A 19,540-nucleotide genomic window follows, 5' to 3' on the forward strand; every position below is an offset into this window, starting at 1 on the left:
ATGAGGAACCTATCTGCATGTAATCACAGAATATATAATATTCTTCAATCGTTCTGCTTAATACTATTTTTCCCTTCTCTTTTGCCATGAAATTCTGCATCATGAAATTCAAACTCTATTGCCATTAGGATGACAACCATGTCTGATATCGACGCTCAGCGTCTGGCCGAACGTATTGATACCGTGCTGGATATCCTCGTTGCAGGTGATTACCACTCAGCCATCCACAATCTTGAAATTCTTAAGGCTGAGCTGTTAAACACGATCAAAGAAGATGCCGAATCTTTGGCGAAAAAGCATAAGGCTCCGTGGGAGATCTGATGACATTGTTCTTTTGATGTCGCTGCTATCAGCGAACTGCAGGTAATGCAGTTTCCGTTTAAATTCCTATACGATATCGCAATAAAATTAATACTATGAATTCCCGACAACAATCTATTTTGCAGATGGTGACAGATAAAGGTCAGATGAGCGTCGCCGATCTGGCAAAAATCACCGGAGTTTCAGAAGTGACGATTCGACAGGATCTGAACACGCTGGAAAAACAGAGTTATTTACGCCGAGCGCATGGTTTTGCTGTTTCACTGAACAGCGATGACGTTGAAACGCGCATGATGACCAATTTCACCCTGAAGCGTGAACTGGCTGAATTCGCCGCATCGCTGGTCAGCCCTGGTGAATCCGTATTTATTGAGAACGGCAGCAGCAATGCCCTTCTGGCCAGAACGTTGGCAGAGCAAAAAGATGTCACCATCATTACTGTGAGCAGCTACATTGCTCATTTGCTCAAAGAAACGCCTTGCGAAGTGATTCTTCTCGGTGGCATTTATCAGAAAAAAAGCGAGAGTATGGTCGGTCCCTTAACACGCCAGTTTATCCAGCAGGTACACTTCAGCAAAGCCTTTATCGGCATCGATGGCTGGCAAGCTGATACCGGTTTTACCGGACGCGACATGATGCGTTCTGACGTGGTTAACGCGGTGCTGGAAAAAGGCGCAGAAGTTATTGTACTTACCGACAGCTCAAAATTCGAAGCCATTCACCCTTACACGCTGGGTCCGTTAGAGCGATTCAGTCGCGTAGTGACGGACTCTGGACTTAGTGCCAGCGTACAAATGCAGCTCGAGCATTCAGGGTTAACCGTCAATATCATTGATACCCACCCATAATATCTTCAGCAGATGGTTTGTTGACAGGCAAATCATCTGCTCTCTGAGAGTTATCTGACAGTCCAATTAAGACTTTTTACCTGTCGTTAACAGGATAAAGTCGTAAAATTAATGTTAGCGATATAACAGGAACGAACATCCAACTTCAGGATAGTGTTTGTATGCCTTCGCTAAACGGTTTCACGGAAATATCTTCGATAGTCTTAATTTAGCGCTATTCTTAAAGAACACTGGATTCCGTGAATCAATAATTCAGGAGAAAGTATTATGTTAGTAACGAGCAAAAAAATGACCGCTGCCATTCTGGCGATTACTCTGGCAATGTCGCTGAGCGCCTGCTCTAACTGGTCCAAACGCGATCGTAACACCGCAATCGGTGCTGGTGCAGGTGCAATAGGTGGTGCAGTCCTGACTGACGGTAGCACGCTTGGTACGCTGGGTGGTGCTGCAGTAGGTGGTATTATTGGCCACCAGGTGGGTAAATAATCTACGGTTGACTGGCTCGGTATAATAATACGTTTACTTTTTTCAGGTCATTACGATTAAAATCGTTATTCTTAAAAAGCCACGGATCAATACCGTGGCTTTTTTTATTAACCGCCTGCCAGCTTAACTTTCATTCCTTTGGCTTCCAGCAGCGATTTAATCAGGTCGCGTTTATCACCCTGTATCTCAATCACGCCATCCTTTACTGCTCCGCCGCAACCACACTTTTTCTTCAGTTCCGCCGCTAATTTGGCCAGTTCGGCATCATCTTGATCAACACCGGTGATCAAACACACCCCCTTGCCTTTGCGCCCACTGGTCTGACGTTGGATACGCACAATGCCATCGCCTTTTGGACGCTCAGGCGCCGTTTTCGGTTCATCAATACGCCCGGAATCGGTTGAGTAGACCAGGCGAGAGTTTGAATCATTCATTTATGCACCTCGTTTCAGGGAGGCATTGATCGTCTTCAGCGTCTGAGCTGGGTCGACCGACTGCGTGACCGGACGACCAATCACCATGTAATCCACACCGGCTAAATGCGCCTGTTCTGGCGTCATAATACGGCGCTGATCGCCCGCCTCGCTACCTTCAGGACGAATTCCCGGCGTCACCAGCTTAAATGCCTGACCAAAGGCCTGCTTGAATCGCACCGCTTCTTGCGCTGAGCATACGACCCCATCCAGGCCACAGTTTTGAGTGAGACGAGCCAGTCTTTCAGCATGCTCGGCAGGTGACAACGTCACGCCAAGGTCGGCAAGATCGCTGGCTTCCATACTGGTCAGAACCGTCACCGCAATTAGCAGCGGCGCATCCTTACCAAACGGCGCTAAAGCTTCACGGGCTGCAGTCATCATACGCGCCCCACCAGAGGCATGAACGTTAACCATCCACACACCAAGATCGGCCGCAGCTGCAACCGCATGGGCGGTGGTATTGGGAATATCATGGAATTTCAAATCAAGAAAGACGTCAAAACCACGCTGCTGAAGATCGCGAACCAGCTGAGGTCCAAAAAGCGTGAACATCTCTTTGCCCACTTTCAAACGGCAATCACGAGGATCAATTCTGTCGACAAAAGCTAATGCTTTATCACGATTAGCATAATCGAGAGCGACAACGACAGGAGAATCAGTAACAGCACGAGAAGAAGATGAAGCAGTAAACGTCATGACCAGACCTTCTTGAAGATGGGCGCCGGCAGTGGCGCAAAATGAGTAAACGGCGTGCATTCTACCTGCGGTAATAGAAAATTAACAGGCGCGATTACATTTCTGCCAGGCGAATAGGCAGCGGAGGTTGAGGATGGATTTATCATACATCAATTAGTATGTTGTAACTAAAGTGAGGTTTTTTTAAAAACTACAGCCCATCAAGTCCGCGAATAGGCTTAATGGTTGACCATGAACGGCAGGACGGGCAGTGCCAGTACAGCGTATATGCAGTAAATCCGCATTTCTGACAGCGGTAGCGTGGTTTGCTGCGCACCTGCTCCCCAACCATATCACGCAAAACCATCAGGCTCTCTTTGGCACGCCCTTCTTCTGCTTCGTTGAGATGATAATCCATCAGCTTGTGGAACACGCGCATTGTAGGATGGCGTTGAAGCTGACGCGTGATGTAAACCTGTGCGGTATCAGTCCCTTCACGTGCTTCAAGGATATCGGCCAACATTAACTCAGCAGCGGCGCCAGTATTCTCCTCAACGGCCCGACGTAAGAACTCTGCCCACTCATCGTTTTTCCCCAGATGCTGGTAGCAGCTTTGTAGCATTTCCAGCGTTTCGCTGACCAGCTCTTTATCCTGGGAAATCACCCGCTGCAGGCTTTCAACCGCCTTGGCGTAATCGCCTTTCACCATATACACGCGGCCCATCATGATGGATACCCGTGCACTGTTTTTGTCTGCCGCGGCCCCTTTTTTCAACAACGTCATGGCACGATCCATATCGTCGTTACCCATTTGCTGTAAGGCCAGTTCGCAGTAAAAATGCGCTATCTCAATGCGCTGCTTATCTTTACCAAGCTTCACCAGACGTTCCGCCACATCAATGGCTTTTTGCCATTCGCTGGTTGCCTGATAAATTTGCAGTAGTTGCTGCAATGCGCCAACGCGAAAGTCTGTTTCATCGGTAAGCTGATTGAACATGTCTTCAGCTCGGTCGTACAGACCCGCGGCCATGTAGTCGCGCCCCAACTGCTGTACGGCCAGCAAACGCTGCTCGTAGGTCAGTGAGGCACTTTCCATCAGCGTTTGATGGATGCGGATTGCACGATCGACTTCACCGCGAGAGCGGAACAGGTTTCCGAGGGTGAGATGAGCCTCAACGGTGCCTGTATCCTCTTTTAGCATATCGAGGAACAAATCCACCGCTTTATCTTGTTGGTTGCTCAGAAGGAAGTTAACCCCTGCGACATAGTCGCGGGAGAGACGGTTAGCTTCATCCTGCCGGGTTTGTTGCGCACTTCTGCGACCCATATACCACCCATAGGCAGCGGCTACAGGTAAAAGCAGAAACAACAACTCCAACATAAATAATTATTCCTTCACAACCGACGAATCGGCAGATACCGCAACGTCGGTCGCAGGCGCAAGCTGGTTTTCCAGTCGTTTGATTTTACGTTCGGCGCGTGCAAGAGATACACGAACCTTCAGCCAGAACAGGCCGCAAATTAACCAACCAATGGCAAAACCTGCGGCAAACAATACAGCAAGCAGCGTAGAGATACGATACTCACCCTGAGCCAACAGGTAATTAAACGTAACCTGTTGATCGTTTTGCGCACCTAATGTCACCGAGATAACAAAAATCGCCAACACCAGTAAGAAAATGAGTAAATATTTCACATTACTTCCCGTTATGTGGTTTAAGCGAATAAATCGTGTACAACTTACCGCGTTGAGCCCTTTAAATTACCATTTTCACAACGAGTGCGAAATGGAAAAGCGCTTTCCGCATTCTGATTTAAGGGCAAAATTTGAAAAATCAATCATAGCTAGCTTTCTTGCTCACGTTGCGCGATTTCTTTTGCCTCCTGCACAGGCGGCGTTAATGGTCCGCATACTCGCTGCGCGAGCCATGTTGCCAGCGTCACCAGCAGCCACGAAATCAGCGTTGCAACGACCAAATCACGCGGCCAGTGCATGCCCAACAGCAAACGGCTACCCATAACACCCGTCGCCCAGATAAGCAAAAACACAATCGTCAGCGTACGTCTGCGCGGCCATAACAGTCCTACAGCCAGTAAAGCCCAACTGGCGGCAAACATCGTATGCCCGGACGGAAAGGCAAAGCCCGTTTCTTTCTGCCAGTGCTTGCGTAAAAACGTTGGAATATCCTGTTGTTCAGCCAATTGTTCTTTAACTAAGTGCCCGCGATCTTTACGATTTAAAGTGTAGAACTCATCAACCGGAATATGGTGCGTTTTTTCCAGCCACACAACAAAGGGTCTTGGCTCTTGCACTCTGTCTTTTACCCAGGACTTCACGCCCTGCCCCACTAAAATTGCCGCCGCCAGGATAGCAAACAGCATTATCGCGGCTTTAAGACGAAAACGCAGGCACCAGAGAAACCATACACAGAGCGCAACGTGAGTGATAATTCCCCACGGCTGCGTCACCGTTTCTGTTATCCAGTACAGGGTTTTTAACCACCAGACATTGTGTCCCGGCTGCCAGTTCCAGCCTGATACCCATACGGTAACCGGCATTATCAGTAGCAGTCCGGCGCCAACTGCCGTACGCTTTGCAATTGAAAGCATTGCCTCTCCTTTTGTCGATAAGTCTCACAATCATAACTGAAAAATACGTATGCTGGGAAAATTGACAATTTTGTGCCATTCCAAAAATGAATCCGTTGCCACGATTAGGTGAACGTCGCTGCCTTATGGCAAAATAGTGCAATACAGAACAGAAGCCGACAGGCGACGGCACGACGAGTGCCAGCATAATCTGGAGAATTACATGCAGCTTAAACGTGTGGCAGAAGCCAAACTGCCGACCCCCTGGGGTGATTTCCTGATGGTGGGATTTGAAGAACTGGCAACCGGACACGATCATGTCGCCCTGGTTTTTGGCGATATTACAGGCCAAACGCCTGTCCTGGCTCGCGTCCACTCCGAATGTCTGACCGGCGATGCGTTGTTTAGTCTGCGTTGCGATTGTGGTTTCCAGCTTGAAGCAGCACTCACCCACATTGCTGAAGAAGGGCGTGGTATTCTGCTTTATCACCGTCAGGAAGGGCGCAACATTGGCCTGCTCAACAAAATTCGCGCTTACGCGTTGCAGGACCAAGGTTATGATACCGTTGAAGCAAATCATCAGTTGGGATTTGCAGCAGACGAGCGCGATTTCACGCTGTGTGCAGATATGTTCAAACTGCTGGGTGTGGACGAAGTACGTTTACTGACCAATAACCCGAAGAAAGTGGAGATTCTGACCGAAGCGGGAATCAATATCGTTGAACGCGTACCGCTGATTGTAGGCCGTAACCCAAACAATGAACATTATCTGGACACTAAAGCCGCCAAGATGGGACATTTGCTGGGCAAGTAAGCGTTGTCACCGCCTGTAAAAAAGCCTGCTCTCGCAGGCTTTTTATCTTTTAATTTAACATGTTACGAATCACATAGTGCAAAATACCATCGTTCTGGTAATACGTTAGCTCCGTCGCGGTATCAATACGACAGCGGCACTGAATCACCTCTTTGCGCCCATCTGCGCGTACTATATTCACTGGAAATGCCGCGCCTGGTTTAATATTTTGTAGCTCCGTGATATCAATCGCTTCCTCACCGGTTAATCCCAGCGTCTTACGCGTGACGCCCTGCGGAAATTCCAGCGGCAATATCCCCATGCCAATCAGGTTAGAACGGTGAATTCGCTCAAAAGACTCAGCGATAACCACGCGGACCCCCAGCAAGCGCGGGCCTTTCGCCGCCCAGTCGCGACTGGAGCCGGAGCCGTACTCTTTACCGGCAATGACCGCCAGCGGAATGTTCTCCTGCTGATATTGCATCGCCGCATCATAGATAGCCACCACCTCTGTTCCAGGTAAATGACGCGTCATGCCGCCTTCTACACCGGGTACCATCTCATTGCGAATGCGAATATTAGCAAACGTACCGCGCATCATCACTTCATGGTTCCCACGTCGTGAACCGTAGGAGTTAAAATCTTTACGCTCAACGCCGTGGCTTTGCAGATAGCGACCCGCCGGGCTGTCCGGCTTAATACTACCGGCTGGTGAAATATGGTCGGTGGTGACGGAATCGCCGAGCATAGCCAGAATACGTGCGCCATGGATGTCCTGAACCGGATCCGGCGTAGCCTGCATACCATCAAAGAACGGCGACAAGCGAATGTAAGTTGAATCGGACTGCCAGCCATAGGTATCAGCTCTATCAACATCAATAGCTTTCCATTCCGGTGTGCCCTCAAAAACTTCAGCATATTCTTTATGGAACATGGCGGTAGAGACCTGCTCAACGGCACGGGCGATTTCCTGGGCAGTCGGCCAGATATCTTTCAGATACACGGGGTCACCTTTTCGGTCATGACCCAGCGGATCTTTCGTCAGATTGATGTTCATATTCCCCGCCAGGGCGTAGGCCACCACCAGTGGCGGAGACGCCAACCAGTTGGTCTTCACGAGCGGATGAATACGGCCTTCAAAGTTACGGTTGCCGGAAAGCACCGCCCCAACGGTAAGATCGCCTTTTTTGATGGCTGTCTCAATAGGGTCGGGTAACGGCCCTGAGTTACCAATGCAGGTGGTGCAACCATAACCCACAAGGTTAAATCCCAGCTCATCAAGGTACGGTGTAAATCCGGCCTGTGCCAGATAGTCAGAAACCACCTTTGATCCTGGTGCCAGCGAGGCTTTCACCCACGGCTGACGTTTCAGACCAAGCGTCACTGCTTTTTTCGCCAGTAGCCCCGCCGCCATCAATACACTGGGGTTAGAGGTGTTCGTACAGGAGGTGATTGCCGCTATCACCACTGCGCCATCAGGCAGTTTATACTGCTGACCGCTCATGGTGTACTCCACCGGCTGACGGTCTTTCAGCGAGCTATTTACCTCAAGTTCATTACTCGCCGAAAATGCTTTCGGTACATCCGCCAGCGCAACACGATCCTGCGGACGCTTCGGTCCGGCAAGGCTTGCTTCTACGCTGCCCATATCCAGTTCCAGCGAGCTGGTAAATACGGGTTCATCGCCAGGGTTTCGCCACATGCCCTGCGCTTTAGCATAGGCACTAACCAGATCAACCTGCTCCTCACTGCGTCCACTCAGACGCATATATTCAAGGGTGATGTCATCGATCGGGAAGAAGCCGCAGGTTGCACCGTATTCGGGTGACATGTTCGCAATGGTCGCTCGATCGGCCAGCGGTAAGGTGTCCAGACCATCACCGTAAAACTCAACAAATTTTCCGACCACGCCGTGCTTACGCAGCATCTGGGTGACGGTCAGAACCAGGTCGGTCGCGGTGATGCCTTCCCGCAGTTTGCCCACCAGCTTGAAGCCCACAACATCCGGGATAAGCATTGAGACAGGTTGACCCAGCATTGCCGCTTCCGCTTCAATGCCTCCCACCCCCCAGCCCAGCACACCGAGACCATTAATCATTGTCGTATGGGAGTCAGTACCGACCAGCGTATCGGGGTAAGCCACCCATTCACCGTCCTGTAATTCGCTCCAGACGGCTTTACCGAGGTATTCAAGGTTAACCTGGTGGCAAATCCCCGTCCCCGGTGGCACAACGCTGAAGCGACTAAATGCCTGTTGTCCCCATTTCAGGAACACATAACGCTCATGGTTTCGTTCCATTTCCAGACGAACGTTTTCTTCGAAAGCGTCGTCATCACCAAAACGATCCACCGTTACCGAGTGGTCAATAACAAGGTCCACTGGCGAAAGCGGATTCACTTTTGCCGTATCCCCGCCCAGACGTTTCACCGCTTCGCGCATGGCGGCCAGATCGACCACTGCCGGCACGCCGGTAAAATCCTGCATCAGAACGCGAGCAGGTCGATAGGCAATTTCGCGATCCGCATGGGCAGTTTTCAGCCAATGCGCAAGCGCATGAATATCGTCTTCAGTAACTGAATTTTCGTCCTGCCAGCGCAGCAGGTTTTCCAGCAAAACTTTTAGCGATTTGGGGAGACGGGTGATATCACCCAGTGATTTCGCGGCCAGCGGCAGACTGTAGTAGCGGTAGGTTTTATCTTTAACCTGCAATGTGTCCTTACTGGCTTCTCGTAGGGTCGACGACATAGCTCCTCCTTAAATGACAGGGTTGGATCCCCTGATTTTCCTCAGGGTTAGTATTAAAGATAACACAAACAAAATGTAACGCTTTGATAACAACTCAAATTGATAAAAAGCGGAAACAATCTAAAGTGGCAAGTGAAGTAAATGGCGAGAAGAAGAGTTTAAACGATGAAAGTTAATACGGTGATTGTGTAGCAGGTAATGACCAATCGATAATACGCTGATTAGCGTGGCTCACGCATGTTTTAGGAATAAATTATTAGATATACAAACGACAAAATAATAATAGTTATAAAACAGATATCAATTATTGTTCCTGTTCATCATCTTCCGTAAACAGGTCGATAAACGCCCGTTGTTCAGGAGTGAGTTCCCAGGACGCAGGAATATTCGGTTTATTCTCTGCGCCGCGATGGCTCTCCTGCTCATGGTCATCAGGAGATGGCGTCACGATAGAATGCTGTTCCGCTGCGGACATGACCTACCCCCACACGTTCCACGCCACGAGCGCGACAATAATCCAAAACACGGTAGAGCCAAGAAACACAGCGAACCAGGCTTTACGTTTCATCGCGGGATCCCGGCGTGCCGGCTGGTTTCCTGAAGGCATCGCTAACCTCATACTATCGAAATCACTTATCATTTAGGCACCAAACAATCGGTACAATTAATCATTAGATAAGAGGAATCCTAATAAAAAAGGTAAAAAAAAGCCAGTTAATTTTAGTACTCGACCTGATAAATAAATCAATTGTTTGATCGGTTATAAATATTTGACAGGTATTTTTGGCACGCTGAGTAATTTGAAACTACTTTAGGAAATATTTTCCATAAATAAACTATGGTTAATATAGGGAGCGGAAATAATGAATAAATTCAGAGTATCCCGTCGGTATCGCTTTACGCTTAAGGATACCGACGGGGTAACAGCAGTTATTATTTCTCAGGCAATTTAATATCTTTAAACATGGCTTCAATATCATCGTTGGAACGCAGCGCCACCGCCGTATCCACCACATCGCGGGTCAGATGCGGCGCGAAACGTTGAATAAAATCATACATATAACTGCGTAAAAATGTGCTGCGACGAAAACCAATTTTAGTGGTGCTATGGCTAAAGATATCGTGCGCATCCACGCGCACAAGGTCTGGGTCTGAGACGGGATCTACTGCCATACTGGCAATCACACCGACGCCGAGCCCCAGGCGGACATAGGTCTTAATAACATCGGCATCAGTCGCGGTAAAGACAATACGCGGCTCCAGACCCGCACGGTTAAACGCGGTATCCAGCTCCGAGCGTCCTGTAAACCCAAACGTGTAAGTCACCAGCGGATACTGCGCCAGTTCCTCAATGGATACCGAGGATTTGCCCGCCAACGGATGCTCAGGTGTGACGACGATCGAACGATTCCAGTGGTAGCAAGGTAGCATCACCAGATCGTCGTACAGATGCAGAGCTTCCGTCGCAATAGCAAAATCTGCATTTCCTTTCGAGACGGCTTCGGCGATTTGCGTCGGCGATCCCTGATGCATATGTAATGAGACGCGAGGATAGCGCTCGATAAAACCTTTAATCACGTTCGGTAAAGCGTAACGCGCTTGGGTGTGCGTGGTGGCGATATATAACGAGCCTTTGTCCGGCCAGGTATGTTCGCCCGCAACGGACTTAATGGCATCCACCTTCGACAGAACTTCTCGCGCAATACGAATGACTTCTTGCCCCGCTGGCGTAACCTGCGTCAGGTGCTTACCGCTACGAGCAAAAATCTGGATACCCAGTTCATCTTCCAGCATACGAACTTGCTTACTGATACCGGGCTGGGAGGTATAAAGCCCTTCCGCCGTTGAGGAGACATTAAGGTTGTGATTCACCACCTCAACAATGTAGCGAAGCTGCTGTAATTTCATATTAAGCCATCCCGATTTGCGCCATCAAATCATCGTTTCAAAGCAAGCTGCTAAGCGCTGCTAATACGATTTAATAATAAAAAGTCTGTTAACTATAACCACTATATCATTTCTATGTGATCTGTATAGGCATGATAAAAAATAATAGGGCCTAAACAAAAAGGGCCGCTTATGCGACCCTTTAAGGAGAAATTCAGCCAAAATACTGTTATTTCTTCCCTTCTACCCATTTACCGTCAACGAAGAACGCGGACCAGCCGGTCGCCTTACCGTCTTTCTCAGCGGCGACGTACTGCTGCTTGGTTTTACGGCTGAAGCGAACCATGGACTTGTTGCCGTCCGGATCTGTCTGCGGTGCATCTGCCAAATAGCGCAGTTTTTCCGGTAGACGATCGCGGAAACGGTACAACTCTTCCACCAGCGGCGCACGGGTCTCACGTGATTTCGGGAACGTATTTGCCGCGAGGAAGATACCTGCAGCACCATCACGTAACACGAAATACGCGTCAGATTTTTCACACGGCAGTTCCGGCAACGGAACCGGATCTTCTTTCGGCGGAGCGACTTCACCGTTGCGCAGGATCTTACGGGTATTTTTGCACTCGTCGTTGGTACACGCCATGTACTTGCCAAAACGCCCCATTTTCAGGTGCATCTCAGAGCCACATTTCTCACACTCAACGATAGGACCGTCATAACCCTTGATGCGGAATTCGCCCTCTTCAATCTCATAGCCATCGCAGGTAGGGTTATTACCACATACATGCAGCTTGCGCTTAGGATCGATAAGGTAGCTGTCCATCGCCGTGCCGCATTTCTGGCAGCGACGTTTGGCGCGCAGAGCATTCGTTTCCGCATCGTCGCCTTCCAGCACGTTCAGTACTTCGTTTTCCGGCACCAGATTAATGGTAGTTTTGCAACGCTCTTTCGGGGAAAGCGCGTAACCGGAACAACCAAGGAAAACGCCGGTACTGGCGGTACGAATCCCCATCTTGCGTCCGCAGGTCGGACAATCAATGCTGGTCAGCACCATCTGGTTCGGACGCATACCGCCCTCTTCAGGATCTTTCTCGGCTTTATCCAGTTGCTGAGTAAAATCAGTGAAGAAGTTGTCGAGCACGCCCTTCCATTCGGCTTCGTGATTCGCGACCTGATCGAGGCTGTCTTCCATCTGCGCGGTAAAATCGTAGTTCATCAGTTCACGGAAGTTTTCTTCCAGACGATCGGTGACGATTTCACCCATTTTTTCTGCGTAGAAACGACGGTTTTCCACGCGAACATAACCGCGATCCTGAATCGTAGAAATGATCGACGCATACGTTGATGGACGACCAATGCCACGCTTTTCAAGCTCTTTAACCAGCGAGGCTTCACTGAAACGTGCAGGCGGTTTAGTAAAGTGCTGTGCTGGCGTCAGTTCGATAAGCGTCAGCGTATCGCCTTTTTCTACCGCCGGTAAAATGCGGTCTTCATCGCCCTTACGCAGCGCTGGCATTACCTTTGTCCAGCCATCGAAGCGCAGAATACGACCGCGCGCCTTCAGACGGAAATCACCCGCGTCTACGGTCAACGTGGTTGAGTCGTATTTAGCTGGCGTCATCTGACAGGCAACAAACTGGCGCCAAATCAGTTGATACAGTTTTTGCGCATCGGCTTCCATGTCTTTCAGCGATTCCGCCTGTACGGCGACATCGGAAGGACGAATAGCTTCATGCGCTTCTTGCGAGTTCTCTTTGCTGGCGTACTGGTTCGCGCTATCCGGCAAATATTTTTTGCCAAAATTATCGCTGATGTAATCGCGGACCATGTTCACCGCGTCCTGGCTGAGGTTAGTTGAGTCAGTACGCATGTAAGTGATATAGCCCGCTTCATACAAGCGTTGCGCCATCATCATGGTTTTCTTCACACCGAAACCCAGACGCGTGCTGGCGGCCTGCTGTAGCGTAGAGGTGATAAACGGCGCGCCCGGCTTGCTGCTGGTCGGCTTATCTTCACGTTCCAGAACGCTGTAGCGCGCTTTTTCCAACAGACTAACGGCGGCAAGCGTTTGTTCCCGGTTGACCGGACGGAACGGTTTATCATTCTGATGCGTCACCTCGAGCGGTAACGCGTCACCGCCTGGCGTGGTTGTGTTGGCATCAATCTCCCAGAACTCTTCTGGAACAAATGCTTTGATTTCGCGTTCACGCTCAACCACCAGACGCACAGCAACTGACTGTACGCGACCAGCTGACAGACCACGCGCAATTTTTTTCCACAGCAGCGGCGACACCATATAGCCCACAACACGGTCCATAAAGCGGCGCGCCTGTTGCGCATTTACACGGTCGATGTTCAGTTCGCCTGGTTTTTCAAATGCCTGACGAATAGCGTTTTTGGTAATTTCGTTAAACACCACGCGGCTGTAGCGGGTGTCATCGCCACCGATCACCTCCCGCAGGTGCCACGCAATGGCTTCCCCTTCGCGGTCAAGGTCGGTTGCGAGATAGATGTGGTCGGCTTTTTCAGCCAGTTGCTTCAGTTCAGAAACCACTTTCTCTTTACCGGGCAGCACTTCATAGCGCGCATCCCAGTTGTGCCACGGGTCAACACCCATACGGTTGACGAGAGCGCCACGTTCATCCTTTTTGGGCTTTTTAGCCGTTTTGGTGGAGGTTGAGTCGGCGCTCTTTTTAGTTGCTGAGCCACTGGTCGGCAAATCACGGATATGACCGACGCTGGATTTCACCACGTAGTCATTACCCAGATACTTGTTGATCGTTTTGGCTTTTGCCGGGGACTCAACGATGACAAGAGCTTTACCCATATTCACCTTTACCTAATTTGATTCTTCCAGAATGCGTCGCACGTTGATTCACCTTCCACTGGCGACGAGACATCGATATGGTCTCTGCGTCGGCGGATATCAACCCCTTAAACTGATTCGCGCTTGCAATGTAACTCTCATATAACTGAGTTAACAGGCTTTTTTGCTCACAAACGCTATAGCACGACGAAGTATTGGTCGAATGTCAAGCAAATCTGTTGCCAGATTGACGAAAGCGTCACACTGTACCTGATAAAATGCGTTACGCAACTTTATTAGCATGCAAAAACAAATATCGCCAGTTGTAACACCGCCGTAAAACCTTCATTTATGTCAGGGAATATTTGCCCATAAGCTGGGCTCAGCGTAGACTAATGTCCTTGTTTAAGGAGTAAATCATGCATAAAGACACTCAACCCATCGATCGCGAAACACTGCTGATTGAAGCCAACAAAATCATTCGTGAGCATGAGGACACGCTGGCGGGGATTGTCGCCACCGGAGTTACACAGCGAAATGGTGTACTGGTTTTCAGCGGAGATTACTTTTTAGACGAGCAAGGGCTACCGACGCCCAAAAGTACGGCTGTGTTTAATATGTTTAAACACCTGGCGCACGTACTTTCTGAAAAGTATCACTTGATCGATTAACGCGAGAAATCATTTGCCGGATGGCGACTGAGCTTAATCCTGCCTACGTTAGTGCATATCTGTAGGTCGGGTAAGACGCGTTTGCATCGCCACCCGGCAATGAAGATTTACATCAGAGGTTTCTGTCCCCGCTGCCACCAGCGCATCAGCAAACGGTCAGCGCTCTCCGCCGCACTACCGGTGAAACGATCCATCAGTTTTTTACGCTGCAGGTAACGTACGTTTAATACCTCGCGGCCTTCCATCAACCCGAGGATCACCTCATCGCTGGTATTGATCTCATCCACTAACCCATTTGCCAGTGCTTGTTGACCAAACCAATGTTCCCCTGTGGCAACCTGCTCAATGTCCAGAGTCGGACGCATGCGCTGCACAAAATCTTTAAACAGATGATGCGTTTCGTTCAGATCTTCGCGGAATTTCTGCCGCCCTTCTTCCGTGTTTTCACCGAGTAAAGTCAGCGTACGTTTATACTGTCCGGCGGTATGCAGCTCGATATCAATATCTTTCCCTTTCAGGAAACGGTTAAAGTTCGGGATCTGCGCGACGACGCCAATAGAGCCGACGATAGCAAACGGCGCCGAGACAATTTTATCCGCCACGCAGGCCATCATATATCCGCCGCTGGCAGCGACTTTATCTACCGTGACGGTTAGCGGGATCTGCTTATCGCGCAAGCGTTGTAACTGCGAGGCGGCCAGACCATAGCCATGTACCACGCCGCCCGGACTTTCAAGACGAACCACCACCTGGTCCTGAGGTTTAACGACCGCCAGCACCGCTGTAACCTCTTCGCGTAATGCGCTGACCTCATGGGCATCCATACTGCCTTTAAAATCGAGAACCCATACCCGAGGCTTATCAGATAACGTGCTGTCTCCCTGTTTCGCTTTAGCCTTAGCCGCTTTCGCCTCCAACTTATGTTTCTTTTTCTGCGCCTTGTGCCAAAGTTTTTGCTGATGCCCATCTAACAGGGCCAGCGACAGGTCTTCCTTCATCTCTTTATATTGATCGCTGAGATTAATAACCCGTAATTCTCCACGCTGACGTTTGCGTTGTGTCGCATTTACAATCAGCATCACCACCACCGCGATAGCCACTACGACAGTGACAATTTTTGCCAAAAACAGCCCATATTCAGACAACAATTCCACAAGACCCACCTTGGTTAAACAACGCTACTTTTGCTCAGTGTACAACAGCCTTGTTAACCCGTCTTGCTTCTCCATCCAGTGAGGAACCAGCAAAAAGCATGACAACGCGTTCATTTTGCGGTGTTATTGCCTTTGGCTGATTGAAAAAGAACAGGGTTTAAGGCATAAAGCCCAAAAGTTATCGCGAACGAGATGGCCAGACGTCGCCGAGGAGTAGCCGTGCATTATCAACCTAAACAAGACCTTCTACAGGACCGCATTATTCTGGTCACCGGAGCCAGCGACGGCATCGGGCGTGAGGCCGCTCAGACCTACGCGCGTTACGGCGCGACCGTTATTCTGCTTGGACGCAACGAAGAGAAACTGCGCCGGGTTGCCCGCACCATCGCCGATGAAAACGGTACGCAACCACACTGGTTTACGCTGGATCTGCTCAACTGCACATCCGCTGAATGCCACCAGCTCGCACAACGCATTGCCGCGCATTTCCCGCGTCTGGATGGTGTACTGCATAATGCCGGGTTGCTCGGCGATATTTGCCCGATGAGCGAACAAAACCCGCAGGTCTGGCAGGACGTGATGCAAGTAAACGTCAATGCGACCTTTATGCTGACACAGGCATTGCTGCCGTTGTTGCTCAAATCTGATGCCGGCTCGCTGGTCTTCACCTCCTCCAGCGTCGGTCGCCAGGGGCGCGCCAACTGGGGGGCATATGCCGTCTCCAAATTTGCTACCGAAGGAATGATGCAGGTTCTGGCAGATGAATATCAGAACCGCCACCTGCGCGTAAACTGTATCAATCCTGGCGGTACACGTACCGACATGCGAGCCAGCGCATTCCCGACCGAAGATCCGCAAAAATTGAAAACGCCCGCCGATATCATGCCGCTCTATCTGTGGCTGATGGGCGATGACAGCCGCCGTAAAACCGGTATGACTTTCGATGCCCAGCCGGGCCGTAAACCAGGAATAGCCCAATGAGTGAAGAACGCTATCAACAGCGCCAGCAGCGCGTAAAAGACCGGGTTGATGCCCGTGTTGCCGCAGCGAAAGATGAGCGCGGGATTATCATCGTGTTCACCGGTAATGGTAAGGGAAAAACCACCGCCGCGTTCGGTACCGCCACCCGCGCAGTAGGTCACGGTAAAAAAGTCGGCGTGGTGCAATTTATTAAGGGCACATGGCCAAACGGGGAACGTAACTTACTCGAACCTCACGGCGTAGAGTTTCAGGTCATGGCAACAGGGTTTACCTGGGAAACGCAGAACCGCGAGTCCGACACCGCTGCCTGTATGGCCGTGTGGGAACACGGTAAGCGGATGCTGGCCGATGCTGAGCTGGATATGGTGATACTGGACGAACTGACCTACATGGTGGCTTACGACTACCTGCCGCTTGAAGAGGTCATCAATGCCCTGAACGCGCGCCCAGCCCATCAAACGGTCATTATCACTGGGCGTGGATGTCATCGCGATATTCTGGAGTTAGCTGACACGGTCAGCGAGCTGCGCCCGGTCAAGCATGCGTTTGAAGCGGGCGTGAAAGCCCAGCCAGGGATCGATTACTAAAAAAGGGCCCACTGGGCCCTTTTGATCTCTACGACAGCAAAATTAACCGTTGTTGCTGCGACCGCCCGGACGACGGCTGCTGCCGACCTGAGAGTGACGCTTTACCGCACGACGGATCTGGTTTGCCTTCATGCGGCGACGATCTTTCTCGACGGCCACTTTGGAGGTCGTTTCTGGTTTCAGCTCCACCAGTTCACGCAGATAGTTGGTCTGAGCAAGATCAAGCTCTGTCCAGCCACCACGCGGCAGGCCTTTCGGCAGCGGGATATCACCGTAACGGACACGGATCAAACGGCTTACCTGCACACCTACGGCTTCCCACAGGCGACGGACTTCACGGTTACGCCCTTCGGTCAGCGTGACGTTATACCACTGGTTGATCCCTTCACCGCCGCTGAACTTGATCGTTTTAAACGCAGCCGGACCATCTTCCAGCTGCACGCCACGACTCAGATCGCGCAGTTTCGCGTCATCAACCTGGCCAAACACACGCACCGCATATTCACGTTCAACTTCGCGGCTTGGGTGCATCAAACGGTTCGCAAGCTCACCGTCGGTGGTGAACAACAGTAAACCACAGGTATTCACGTCCAGGCGCCCCACTGCAATCCAGCGCGCGTCGCGCAGTTTTGGCAGACGATCAAATACGGTCGGACGACCTTCCGGATCGTTACGGGTACACAGTTCACCTTCTGGCTTGTAGTAGGCCAGAACGCGGCAGATTTGCTCCGCAGGCTCTTTAACCGAAATCAGATGACCGTCGATACGGATTTTCAGACCCGGCGTGACTTCAACGCGATCGCCGAGCGTGGCAATTTTGCCATCAACGCTCACGCGACCCGCGGCAATAATAGATTCAATTTCACGGCGAGAACCGTGGCCAGCGCGCGCCAGCACTTTTTGTAACTTTTCGCTCATAGAGCTTCCTTTAGATGTCGCCTTCACAGGCGTCGAACAGGAGAATCAACGGCGCCAGTCAGCGCCATTTTAAGGCCGCGTAGTATAGCGGTTCGCGCCCTTATAAGAAAGGTTTAACATCGCCGACGCCTTCCCGCAGCACCACCGGAGAATCGTCGGTTAAATCGATGACCGTGGTCGGCTGCTGGCCAAGATAACCACCGTGGATAATCAAATCCACCTGTTTCTCCAGACGGTCTTTTATTTCTTCCGGATCTGACTCGGTAAATTCACTGCCCGGCAGCATCAGTGACGTGGAGAGCATCGGCTCGCCCAGCGCTTCAAGCAGCGCCAGTGCTATCGGGTTCGAGGGCACACGCAGGCCAATAGTTTTACGCTTTTCCTGCAACAAACGGCGCGGAACCTCTTTCGTCCCTTTCAGAATGAAGGTGTAGTTGCCCGGCGTGTTGTTTTTGATCAAACGAAAGGCCACGTTGTCGACAAAGGAATAGGTCGACAATTCAGACAGGTCACGGCACATCAGCGTAAAGTTGTGCCCGTCCGGCAGGTGGCGGATACGGCAAATGCGCTCCATTGCACCTTTATCTTCAATTTTACAACCCAACGCGTAGCCGGAATCAGTTGGATAGACGATCACCCCACCTTTCCGCACGATATCAACGGCCTGATTGATCAGTCGCTGCTGCGGGTTATCAGGATGAATATAAAAAAACTGGCTCATACTTTCCTCTCTGTGGTCTCGGGCTGCTCCCAAAGTTCCCAGACGCCTTCTACGCCTGCGGGCAACCAGAGTTTACGCCCCAGTTCAATCCACGGGCAGGGTAGATGAAAATCCGACCCTTGCGATGCCCACAGTTGATGCTGACGCGCAAGCGTTGCCAGATGGGTTCGTTCATTGGGAGACTGCTGGCACTGTGCCACCTCCATCGCGTCGCCGCGGTGTTCAGCAAAATGCGCAACCAGTCTTTTCAGCCACTTAGCGCTAAGATCGTACCGACCTGGATGAGCCAGAACTGCCTTACCGCCAGAATGATGAATGACATCAATAGCTTGTTCTATTGTACACCACTGTGGCGGAACGTAACCGGTTTTCCCACGGGCAAGATATTTTTTAAAGACATCCGCCATGGTTGCGGCTTTGCCACATTCCACCAGGTAACGCGCAAAATGCCCCCGTGTAACCGCCCCGCCATCAGCCAGTCGCAGCGCCCCTTCCCATGCACCGGGAATGTTCGCTTTGCCGAGCCGCTCAGCAATCAGGCGCGCGCGCTGCTGGCGATGTTCCGTCTGTTGCGCCAGAAACTCGCGCATCATCGGATGAGCGATATCAATGTTCAGACCCACTATATGGATCTCATGGTTTTCCCAGGCCGTTGATATCTCAACGCCAGAAATCAAATTTAACGCTAAACCTGAACGTGAAATTTCTTCTCTTGCCGCCGCAATGCCCGCCGTGGTGTCATGATCGGTGATCGCCAGTGTACCGACTCGCATCTCTACCGCACGGTGTACTAAGGCTTCTGGCGTTAACCGCCCATCAGAAGCTGTAGTATGGCTGTGCAGGTCATAAATCACTGCGTAATTCGTGTCGCTCAAGGCGGC

General features: G+C 50.8%; 21 protein-coding genes. 7 read left to right on the forward strand and 14 right to left on the reverse strand.

Annotated elements, in window-relative coordinates:
• Positions 1-138: 138 nt before the first annotated feature.
• The 3 genes from ACU8YC_RS02820 (at position 139) to osmB (ending at position 1,655) form a co-directional block, all read left to right on the forward strand.
• On the forward strand, positions 139-321 hold the full coding sequence (locus ACU8YC_RS02820; RefSeq protein ID WP_151225514.1) for a YciZ family protein: 183 nt from the start codon (positions 139-141) through the stop codon (positions 319-321).
• A gap of 95 nt (positions 322-416) precedes the next feature.
• The gene (gene yciT / locus ACU8YC_RS02825; RefSeq protein ID WP_151225515.1) at positions 417-1,169 is read left to right on the forward strand and encodes a DNA-binding transcriptional regulator YciT; all 753 of its coding nucleotides are present in this window, start codon (positions 417-419) and stop codon (positions 1,167-1,169) included.
• A gap of 267 nt (positions 1,170-1,436) precedes the next feature.
• Positions 1,437-1,655, forward strand: a complete 219-nt coding sequence (osmB, locus tag ACU8YC_RS02830; protein ID WP_003020583.1) for an osmotically-inducible lipoprotein OsmB — start codon at positions 1,437-1,439, stop codon at positions 1,653-1,655.
• A 107-nt stretch (positions 1,656-1,762) separates the two neighbouring features.
• Here the strand turns inward: osmB and yciH are convergent, their stop codons facing one another.
• The 5 genes from yciH to pgpB all read right to left on the reverse strand — a co-directional run bounded on the left by yciH (position 1,763) and on the right by pgpB (position 5,416).
• Positions 1,763-2,089, reverse strand: coding sequence for a stress response translation initiation inhibitor YciH (gene yciH / locus ACU8YC_RS02835; protein ID WP_151219360.1), 327 nt, complete (start codon positions 2,087-2,089; stop codon positions 1,763-1,765).
• On the reverse strand, positions 2,090-2,827 hold the full coding sequence (gene pyrF / locus ACU8YC_RS02840) for an orotidine-5'-phosphate decarboxylase (RefSeq protein WP_446894993.1): 738 nt from the start codon (positions 2,825-2,827) through the stop codon (positions 2,090-2,092). It abuts the gene before it with no gap.
• A gap of 190 nt (positions 2,828-3,017) precedes the next feature.
• Entirely contained in the window at positions 3,018-4,187 is a 1,170-nt protein-coding gene (gene lapB / locus ACU8YC_RS02845) for a lipopolysaccharide assembly protein LapB (protein ID WP_151219362.1), read from the reverse strand.
• Positions 4,188-4,193: 6 nt separating this feature from the next.
• Positions 4,194-4,502 carry a LapA family protein gene (locus ACU8YC_RS02850; protein WP_006684318.1) on the reverse strand — a complete coding sequence of 103 codons (309 nt, stop codon included), beginning with the start codon at positions 4,500-4,502 and terminating at the stop codon, positions 4,194-4,196.
• A gap of 149 nt (positions 4,503-4,651) precedes the next feature.
• Complete coding sequence (pgpB, locus tag ACU8YC_RS02855; RefSeq protein ID WP_151219363.1) at positions 4,652-5,416, reverse strand: phosphatidylglycerophosphatase B; 765 nt, start codon at positions 5,414-5,416, stop codon at positions 4,652-4,654.
• Positions 5,417-5,618: 202 nt separating this feature from the next.
• On the opposite strand from pgpB, the gene ribA reads away from it, so the two are divergent.
• On the forward strand, positions 5,619-6,209 hold the full coding sequence (gene ribA, locus ACU8YC_RS02860; protein ID WP_003020601.1) for a GTP cyclohydrolase II: 591 nt from the start codon (positions 5,619-5,621) through the stop codon (positions 6,207-6,209).
• Positions 6,210-6,258: 49 nt separating this feature from the next.
• Here ribA and acnA read toward each other — a convergent pair whose 3' ends face one another.
• The 5 genes from acnA to topA form a co-directional block, all read right to left on the reverse strand.
• The gene (gene acnA / locus ACU8YC_RS02865; protein WP_446894994.1) at positions 6,259-8,934 is read right to left on the reverse strand and encodes an aconitate hydratase AcnA; all 2,676 of its coding nucleotides are present in this window, start codon (positions 8,932-8,934) and stop codon (positions 6,259-6,261) included.
• Between the two features lie 304 nt (positions 8,935-9,238).
• Complete coding sequence (locus ACU8YC_RS02870; RefSeq protein ID WP_187252339.1) at positions 9,239-9,409, reverse strand: hypothetical protein; 171 nt, start codon at positions 9,407-9,409, stop codon at positions 9,239-9,241.
• 3 nt (positions 9,410-9,412) lie between these two features.
• Complete coding sequence (locus ACU8YC_RS02875) at positions 9,413-9,574, reverse strand: YmiA family putative membrane protein (RefSeq protein ID WP_247605000.1); 162 nt, start codon at positions 9,572-9,574, stop codon at positions 9,413-9,415.
• A 293-nt stretch (positions 9,575-9,867) separates the two neighbouring features.
• Positions 9,868-10,842: an HTH-type transcriptional regulator CysB gene (cysB, locus tag ACU8YC_RS02880; protein ID WP_151219365.1), complete on the reverse strand. Its 975-nt coding sequence runs from the start codon at positions 10,840-10,842 to the stop codon at positions 9,868-9,870.
• 208 nt (positions 10,843-11,050) lie between these two features.
• Positions 11,051-13,648, reverse strand: coding sequence for a type I DNA topoisomerase (gene topA, locus ACU8YC_RS02885; protein WP_151219366.1), 2,598 nt, complete (start codon positions 13,646-13,648; stop codon positions 11,051-11,053).
• Positions 13,649-14,046: 398 nt separating this feature from the next.
• On the opposite strand from topA, the gene ACU8YC_RS02890 reads away from it, so the two are divergent.
• Entirely contained in the window at positions 14,047-14,298 is a 252-nt protein-coding gene (locus tag ACU8YC_RS02890; RefSeq protein WP_003020616.1) for a YciN family protein, read from the forward strand.
• 107 nt (positions 14,299-14,405) lie between these two features.
• On the opposite strand, the gene sohB is transcribed toward ACU8YC_RS02890, so the two are convergent.
• Positions 14,406-15,452: a protease SohB gene (gene sohB / locus ACU8YC_RS02895; protein WP_151219367.1), complete on the reverse strand. Its 1,047-nt coding sequence runs from the start codon at positions 15,450-15,452 to the stop codon at positions 14,406-14,408.
• Between the two features lie 219 nt (positions 15,453-15,671).
• Between sohB and ACU8YC_RS02900 the strand changes: the two genes are divergently transcribed.
• A complete protein-coding gene (locus ACU8YC_RS02900) occupies positions 15,672-16,433 on the forward strand; it encodes a YciK family oxidoreductase (RefSeq protein ID WP_187252338.1) in 762 nt (253 codons plus the stop codon).
• Positions 16,430-17,020 (forward strand): cob(I)yrinic acid a,c-diamide adenosyltransferase, encoded by a 591-nt coding sequence (gene cobO / locus ACU8YC_RS02905; RefSeq protein WP_187252337.1) that lies wholly within the window; start codon positions 16,430-16,432, stop codon positions 17,018-17,020. Before ACU8YC_RS02900 ends, cobO begins: the two co-directional genes overlap by 4 nt.
• Positions 17,021-17,062: 42 nt before the next feature.
• Here cobO and rluB read toward each other — a convergent pair whose 3' ends face one another.
• From rluB to rnm, 3 genes are all read right to left on the reverse strand, one after another.
• Positions 17,063-17,938, reverse strand: coding sequence for a 23S rRNA pseudouridine(2605) synthase RluB (gene rluB / locus ACU8YC_RS02910; RefSeq protein ID WP_187252336.1), 876 nt, complete (start codon positions 17,936-17,938; stop codon positions 17,063-17,065).
• A gap of 100 nt (positions 17,939-18,038) precedes the next feature.
• Positions 18,039-18,659: an L-threonylcarbamoyladenylate synthase gene (locus ACU8YC_RS02915; RefSeq protein WP_187252335.1), complete on the reverse strand. Its 621-nt coding sequence runs from the start codon at positions 18,657-18,659 to the stop codon at positions 18,039-18,041.
• Positions 18,656-19,534, reverse strand: a complete 879-nt coding sequence (gene rnm / locus ACU8YC_RS02920; RefSeq protein ID WP_446894995.1) for an RNase RNM — start codon at positions 19,532-19,534, stop codon at positions 18,656-18,658. The genes ACU8YC_RS02915 and rnm overlap by 4 nt, the downstream gene beginning before the upstream one ends.
• Between the last annotated feature and the right edge of the window lie 6 nt (positions 19,535-19,540).

The organism is Citrobacter sp. VF227 (assembly GCF_052950715.1).